At 75.4% G+C, this 7,154-nt stretch carries 6 protein-coding genes and 1 pseudogene; all 7 read left to right on the top strand.

Features of this window, described 5'->3' with window-relative positions; translation table 11 throughout:
- On the top strand, positions 1–716 hold a 716-nt coding region (locus PAI11_RS26920), incomplete at its 5' end, for a hypothetical protein (protein ID WP_040599031.1).
- A complete protein-coding gene (locus PAI11_RS07555; protein ID WP_007572612.1) occupies positions 713–1,987 on the top strand; it encodes an MlaD family protein in 1,275 nt (424 codons plus the stop codon). The genes PAI11_RS26920 and PAI11_RS07555, both read left to right, overlap by 4 nt.
- Positions 1,984–3,417: an MlaD family protein gene (locus tag PAI11_RS07550; protein ID WP_007572610.1), complete on the top strand. Its 1,434-nt coding sequence runs from the start codon at positions 1,984–1,986 to the stop codon at positions 3,415–3,417. Before PAI11_RS07555 ends, PAI11_RS07550 begins: the two co-directional genes overlap by 4 nt.
- 84 nt (positions 3,418–3,501) lie before the next feature.
- Entirely contained in the window at positions 3,502–4,995 is a 1,494-nt protein-coding gene (locus tag PAI11_RS07545) for an aldehyde dehydrogenase family protein (RefSeq protein WP_007572608.1), read from the top strand.
- A 168-nt stretch (positions 4,996–5,163) separates the two neighbouring features.
- Positions 5,164–5,994 (top strand): enoyl-CoA hydratase/isomerase family protein, encoded by an 831-nt coding sequence (locus tag PAI11_RS07540; RefSeq protein WP_007572607.1) that lies wholly within the window; start codon positions 5,164–5,166, stop codon positions 5,992–5,994.
- Positions 5,984–6,454, top strand: a complete 471-nt coding sequence (locus PAI11_RS07535; protein ID WP_007572605.1) for a nuclear transport factor 2 family protein — start codon at positions 5,984–5,986, stop codon at positions 6,452–6,454. Before PAI11_RS07540 ends, PAI11_RS07535 begins: the two co-directional genes overlap by 11 nt.
- Positions 6,455–6,656: 202 nt before the next feature.
- Positions 6,657–7,154 (top strand): annotated as a pseudogene (locus PAI11_RS28285) (hypothetical protein); the annotation flags it as partial.

Below are 7,154 nucleotides of genomic sequence, written 5' to 3'. Positions count from 1 at the left end.
CCCGCGGGCTGCTGGCGGACGCGCGCCCGGTGATCGAGCGGCTGCCGCGGACGCTCGACCTGGCGGCGCCGGCCCTGCGCACCGCCCGCGACGTGACCCGCAGCGGGGCGGTCCAGGGCCTGCTCGCCGCCTTCCGGCCGGCGGCCCGGACGGTCTCCGAGGTCAGCGACCCGCTCGGCGCCGCGCTGGCGGACCTGCGTCCGGTCGCGCGCTGCGTCGCCGACAACGTCGCCCCGGTGCTGCGCGCGACCGTGCCCGACGGCCGCCACTCGACCGGGCAGCCGGTCTGGCGGGACGCGGCGTCGCTGGCGGTCGGCCTCAACTCGTCGGTCGCGTCGTTCGACCAGAACGGCTACTTCGTGCGCTACCTGCTCGGGCTCGGCAACCAGCTCGTGACCACCAGCGCGACCGCCGGCGGCGAGGTCCAGGGCCGCAGCGAACTGCCGATCCAGGGCTCGTCGCCGCCGAAGCCCAGCAGCACGCCGCCGTACCGTCCCGACGTCCCCTGCGAGACCCAGCGGCGCGTCGACCTGGAGACCACGCCGCGGCCGTTCCGGGCCAGCCGGCGCAACGCGCCGATCGATCCGCGCGCCGTCGCCCGCGAGGCCCGCCGGCTGCTGCCCGAGAGCGGCGACGGCGCCGCCCGCGGCGGCCGCCAGGCGGCGCTCCGGCAGACGCTCGGGGCCCTGCTCGGCCAGGGGGAGGACGGCCGATGAGGGCCCAGCTGCGCACGATCCGCCAGCACTGGTGGGCGGTCGCCGTGATCGTGGTGGCGATGGTGCTGGCGCTGCTGGTGGCCGGCTACCTGCTGGTCAACCAGCGGGTCCCGCTGCCGTGGCAGAGCTCCTACACCGTCAACGCCGAGTTCGCCTCGGCCCAGGCGGTCGTCGGCGGCCAGGGCCAGCAGGTGACCGTGGCCGGGGTCCCGGTCGGGGAGATCCGCGGCGTCCGCCGCTCGGACCGCGGGACGGCGATCGTCTCGATGCGGATCAAGCGCGACCGGCTCGATGCGGTCCACCGCGACGCGACGATGGCGCTGCGCCCGCGGACCGGCCTGCAGGACATGGCGATCGACCTGCAGCCCGGCAGCCGGCGGAGCCCGAAGCTGCCGGACGGCGGCACGATCCCGATCCGGCAGACGGTCCCGCAGGTCCAGATCGACGAGGTCCTGTCGAGCCTCGACGGCGACTCGCGCGCCTACCTGCAGCAGTTCCTGGCGGCGACGAGGACCGGGCTCGACGGCCGTGGCGAGCAGATCCAGCGGTTGCTGGCGCTCTCGGTGCCGACCGCGAAGCAGGCCCACCGCGTGCTGTCGGTCCTGCGCGAGCGGCGGTCGCTGGTCCGCACCGGCGTCTCGCGGGTGAAGCGGATCTCGGCCGCGCTCGGCGGCCGCGACGCCGACCTGGTGCGCCTGATCGACGGCGCCGCGGCCACGCTCGACGCGGTCGGGCGGCGCGACGCCGACGTCCGCGCGTCGTTGCGCGAGCTGCCGGCGACCCTCGACGGCGCCCGCACCGCGGTCGGCGCCGCGGCCAGCCTCGGCAGCGAGATCCGCGGCGCCGCGCCGCAGCTGCGGACGGCGCTGCGCGCGACCGGCGGGGCGCTGCCGAAGCTCGACCCGCTGCTGGCCGAGCTGCCGGCCGACCTGCGTCCGGTGCAGGCGCTGGCGGTCGCCGGCCAGCCCGTGCTCGAGCGGCTCGACGGCGCGCTGACGTCGCTGAAGCCGGTGCTCGGGGACCTCGGGAGGACCGCCCGCTCCTTGCAGTACGTGAGCAACGTCCTCGGCTACAACCCGGCCGGCAAGGAGGAGGGCTACCTCTTCTGGCTCGCCTGGTTCCTGCACAACGGCAACTCGCTGCTGAGCACCCAGGACGCCTCCGGGGCGGTCTGGCGCGGCCAGCTGCTGGTCGGCTGCGCGAGCCTCTCCGGGATCCCGGGCACCAGCGCCCTGACCGGCATCCTCGACTCGCTGGGGCTGTGCCGATGAACAAGAACGGACCGCGTCCGGCGCAGATCGTGCTGATGGTGGCCTTCGCGCTGTCCAGCTTCGGCCTGCTGCTGTTCCTCTGGACGAGCTTCGGCGGCCAGGTGCCGCTGCGACCCAAGCCCTACACGGTCTCGGTCGACTTCCGCCAGGGATCGCAGCTGGCCAGCTACGCCGACGTCCGGATCAGCGGCGTCAGCATCGGCAAGGCGACCAGGATCCAGCCCGACGGCAAGCTGGTGCGGGTCTCGCTCGAGATCCAGCCGCGGTTCGCGCCGCTGCCGCGGGACACCCGCGCCACGCTGCGGACGAAGACCGTGGTCGGGGAGACCTACGTCGAACTGTCGTTCGGCGACCGCCGCGGACCGGCGATCCCCGATGGCGGCCGGCTGACCCGCGACGCCGCCGTCCAGGCGACCGAGCTGGACGACGTGCTCGACGTCTTCGACCGCCGCTCGCGACCGCGGTTCCAGAAGCTCGTGACCTCGTTCGCGAAGGCGATCGACGGCCGCGGCGCCGACCTCAACGGGGCGGTCGGGCAGCTCGACCCGGCGCTCGCCGCCGCCGAGCCGGTGCTGACCACGATCGCCCGCCAGTCGCGGGCGGTCCGCTCGGGGGTCCGCGACCTGGGCCGCACCTTCGCCGCCGTCGGCGAGCAGCAGGGCGCGGTCCGGGAGCTGCTGCGCAGCGGCCGGGCGGTTGCCGCGACGACCGCCGGCGACGCGGCCGCCCTGCGCCGGACGGTCCGGCTGCTGCCGCCGATGCTCGACCAGACCCGCGCGACGCTGCGGACCGCCCGCGCGTTCGCCGGCGACGCCGCGCCGGTGGTGGCCGACCTGCGGCCGGTGACGCCGCTGATCCGCCCGGCGCTGGAGGATCTGAAGGGCCTCGCCCCGGACCTGCGGCGCGCGGTCGTGCGCCTGGGGCCGACGCTGACCAAGCTCGAGAGCGGGTTCCCGGCGCTGAGCCGCGTCCTCGACCAGGTCGGGCCGCTGATGGACCAGCTGGAGCCGGTCACCGACGACGCGCTGCCGATGCTGCGCTACCTGAACCTCTACCGCCGCGATCTCGGGGTGACGTTCGCCAACACCGCCGCCGCGACCCAGCTGACTGCCCCGACCGGCGACGGGCGGATGCTGCACCTGGTGCGGGTCGATCCGCCGATCAACAGCAACCAGCTGGCCGGGGTGATCCGGCGTCCGCCGGCCGACCGCAACAACCCCTACCCGCTGCCGGGCGGCTACGCCGAGCTGGGCAAGGGCGGCCTGCTGGCGGCGGACTGCAGCAACGCCGCCAACCCGCCGAGCCTGCTCGGCGTGCTCGACGTCCTCGGCGCGCCGCCGTGCCGGCCGCAGGGCAAGCTGACCTTCGACGGGGTCACGTCGCAGTTCCCGCACCTGCGCAAGGACTCGCAGGTGCAGCCGCGGCGCTAGGGCGCTGGACACTACGTACGGACACGATGTAGCGTGTTGCGTCGAGGCGGCGGGTCGCCGCCGGACACGCGAGGGGAAGCACCGATGGCCACCGACAGCACGACCGTCCTGCACGTGGAGGCGCCGGCCACCGGCGCCACGATCCAGGAGGTGCCCGTCGCCGACGCGACCGAAGTCCGGGCGCTCGCCGAACGCGCGCGCCGCGCCCAGGTCGCCTGGGCCGCCGCGTCGTTCGAGGAGCGCGGCGAGGTCTTCCGGCGCGCCCGCCGCTGGCTGGCCGGCAACGGCGAGCGGATGCGGCGCACGATCTGCGCCGAGACCGGCAAGACCGACGACGACGCGCAGCTCGAGCTGACCGTCGCGATGCAGAGCTTCGGGTTCTGGGCCAAGCGCGCCAAGGGCTACCTGGCCGAGGACCGCTTCCGGACCTTCTCGCCGATGGTGCTCGGGCGACGGGTCGCGGTCCGCTACGAGCCGTTCGGGCTGGTCGGCGTGATCGGGCCGTGGAACTACCCGCTGGTCAACGCCTTCGGCGACTGCGTCCCGGCGCTGATGGCCGGCAACGCGGTGATCCTCAAGCCGTCCGAGGTGACCCCGCTGACCGCCCTGCTGACCGCCGAGATGCTGGCCGACTGCGGGCTGCCGCCCGGCGTCTTCACCGTCGCCAACGGCGCTCGCGAGACCGGCGAGGCGGTCGTCGACGTCAGCGACTACGTGATGTTCACCGGCTCGACCCGGACCGGCCAGGCGGTGATGGAGCGTGCCGCGAGGACCGTCACCCCGGTCTCGCTGGAGCTCGGCGGCAAGGACGCGATGATCGTCTGCGCCGACGCCGACATCGAGCGCGCGGCCAACGCGGCGGCGTTCTCGGCCCTCTGCAACAGCGGCCAGGTCTGCATCTCGATCGAGCGGATCTACGTCGAGGCCGCGGTCCACGACCGGTTCGTCGCGCGGGTGGCCGAGATCGTCCGCGGGCTGCGACAGGGCGCCGCCGACGGCCCGGGCAGCGTCGAGGTCGGCGCCGTCACCCACCCGCCGCAGCTGGAGATCATCCGCCGCCACGTCGAGGACGCCCTGGCCAAGGGCGCCCGAGCGCTGACCGGCGGCGGGCCGCGGCCCGGAGCGGGTCGCTTCTTCGAGCCGACGGTGCTGGTCGACGTCGACCACTCGATGGCGTGCATGACCGAGGAGACGTTCGGCCCGACGGTGCCGATCATGCGGGTCGCCGACGTCGACGAGGCGATCCGGCTGGCCAACGACTCGCCCTACGGGCTCCAGGGCAGCGTCTTCACCCGCGACCGTCGCAAGGGCGAGGCGATCGCGCGGCGGATGCAGTGCGGCGCGGTCTGCGTCAACGACGCGCTGGTGAACTACATGGTCTTCGACGCGCCGATGGGCGGGTGGAAGACGTCGGGCGTCGGCTCCCGTCACGGGGCGACCGGGATCCGCAAGTACTGCCGGACCCAGACGATCCTCGGCAGCGGGCCGCCGCTGCGCCGGGACCTCCACCACTTCCCGTACGCCGGCTGGCGCTCGCGGATGATGGCCGAGGTCGTCCGGCGGATCTACGGCCGTTGAATGGACATGCTGTCTTGACAGTATGTCCTTCGACCTCGTAGACTGCCGCGTGCGGCCGGGCCGGGTCAGCTCTCCTCAAATTGCGCCCCCAACAGCGGCCCGCGTCGACCGACGCGCGTGCTCGCGGCCCGGCCGCATCTCCCTTCCCGACCCCCGGAGACGCCTGCAGTGACGACGACGGACAGCGAACGGGCCGATGCCGCGGCCAGCGGGGGCGGCCCGTCGCGCGTCTCGTTCGCCTGCGACGGCGACGTCGGGCGCCTGCGGCTGATCGCCGGCGCGCGCCGCAACGCGATCGACCAGCGGTTCGTCGACGAGCTGGGCACGGCGGTCGCCGCGATCCGGGCGGCGCCGATCCGCGCGCTGCTGATCGACGCCGAGGGCCCGGCCTTCACCGTCGGCGGCGACCTGGGCTACATCGGCGATCGGGCCGACCGGCTGGGAGAGACGCTCGACCAGATGATCGGCGGCTTCCACGCCGCGCTCGGCGACCTCGGCGAGGTCGAGGTGCCGGTGGTCTGCGCGGTCCAGGGCGGTGCCGCCGGCGGCGGCCTGGGGCTGCTGTGGCTGGCGGACGTGGTGATCGTGGCCAGCGATCTGAAGCTCGCGACCGGCTTCGACAAGCTCGGGCTCAGCGGTGATGGCAACGGCTCGTGGTGGCTGCCGCGGCTGGTCGGCCTGCGGCGCGCCCAGGAGCTGCTGCTGGAGGGGCGCGTGCTCTCGGCGCGGGAGGCGTGCGAGTGGGGGATCGCGACGCGGGCGGTGGCGCCCGAGGCGCTGGCCGACGAGGCGCTGGCGACCGCGCGGCGCCTGGCGGCGGGACCGACCCGGGCGCTGGGGCGGATCCGCGCGCTGCTGCGGAGCAGCGGCGACGTGGGCGTGCGCGAGCGGCTGGCCGAGGAGCACGCGGCGATGATCGAGCTCGGCGGGAGCGAGGACGCGCGGGCCGGCGTCACGGCCTTCGCCGCGCGGACCAGGCCGGAGTTCCGTGGGCGCTGACGCCGACCCCGCCGGCCCGGACCGCGCGCCCGACCCCGACCCCGGCCCCGCCGCCGAGGCGTTCGGCCTGGTCCGCCGGGCCTATCCGGCGCTGGTCGCCGGCGACGAGGCGACGCTGCTGGAGCTGCTGGACCCGGTCTTCGTCGGCCGCCTGGCCGAGGGGATGCCGGAGGGGCTCGGCGGGCTGCGCGAGGGCGCCGAGGCGATGATCCGCGAGGGCTGGTGGGCGGTCGGCCGGGCCTTCGCCGTGGGCGCGGAGCCGCAGGAGTGGATTCCCTGCGCCGACGGCCGGCTGCTGGTCCTCGGGCGCTACCGCGGGCGCCACCGCGGCACCGGCGGCGCGGTCGACGCGGGCTTCGCGCACCTCTGGTCCGCGCGCGACGGGCGGCTGGTCGAGCTGGTCCAGCTGACGGACACGGCACGCTGGGCCGCAACCGAGTCGCCCGCGCCCGATCGTTGACAAGCTGTCCGGACAGTCTGTAGGGTCTGGCCGTGCAGGGCTCGAGCCGCATCGACCGTCGACCAGATCTCCCGTCCGGGGGAGGGGAACGCTCCGTGCGGTGGATGCGCCGTCCGCGCGTCGGACCTACGGTGGCGTCGGGAGAGCGCGTCCGGCGTCGTGCCGGCGACCGCTGAGTTCGATGGTGACGAGGGGCGAGGGAATGGCGCGCAAGGTGCTGGTAGGGCTGTCGGCCGCGGGTGCGGTCGCGGTGGGGCTCGGGACGACGCAGGGCGCGTCGGCGGAGTCGCGCACGATCAGCGTCACGCTGGCCGGGGGCCGGGTGCTCCAGGTGACCGTCGACGTTCCGCCGGGGACGCCGGTCGATCAGATCCCGTTGCCCGATCTCGGGGCCGCGGTGGTACGGGTGTCGGGGGCCGGCGCTGGGCCGTCGGCGGCGCCGACGGCGCCGCCGGCCGGGGCGGCGGGTGCCGCGGCGGCGGGAGCGGCGGGTGGCGGTTCGTCTTCGGGGTCGGGTGGTGGTTCGTCGTCGGGCTCCTCGGGTGGTGGCACGTCGCAGGCTGGTCGGTCGTCGGGTGCCGCTGGTGCGGCTGCGCGGGCGGGTCGCCAGGACGCGGCGCGGTCGCGTCAGGCCGAGCGCGATGCGGCGGCCCGGGCGGCGAGGGACAGGACCGACGGTACGAAGGTCACGAAGAAGTCG

It is taken from the genome of Patulibacter medicamentivorans, from assembly GCF_000240225.1.
GTDB lineage: Bacteria > Actinomycetota > Thermoleophilia > Solirubrobacterales > Solirubrobacteraceae > Patulibacter > Patulibacter medicamentivorans.
This window is presented reverse-complemented; position numbering and strand designations above follow the sequence as displayed.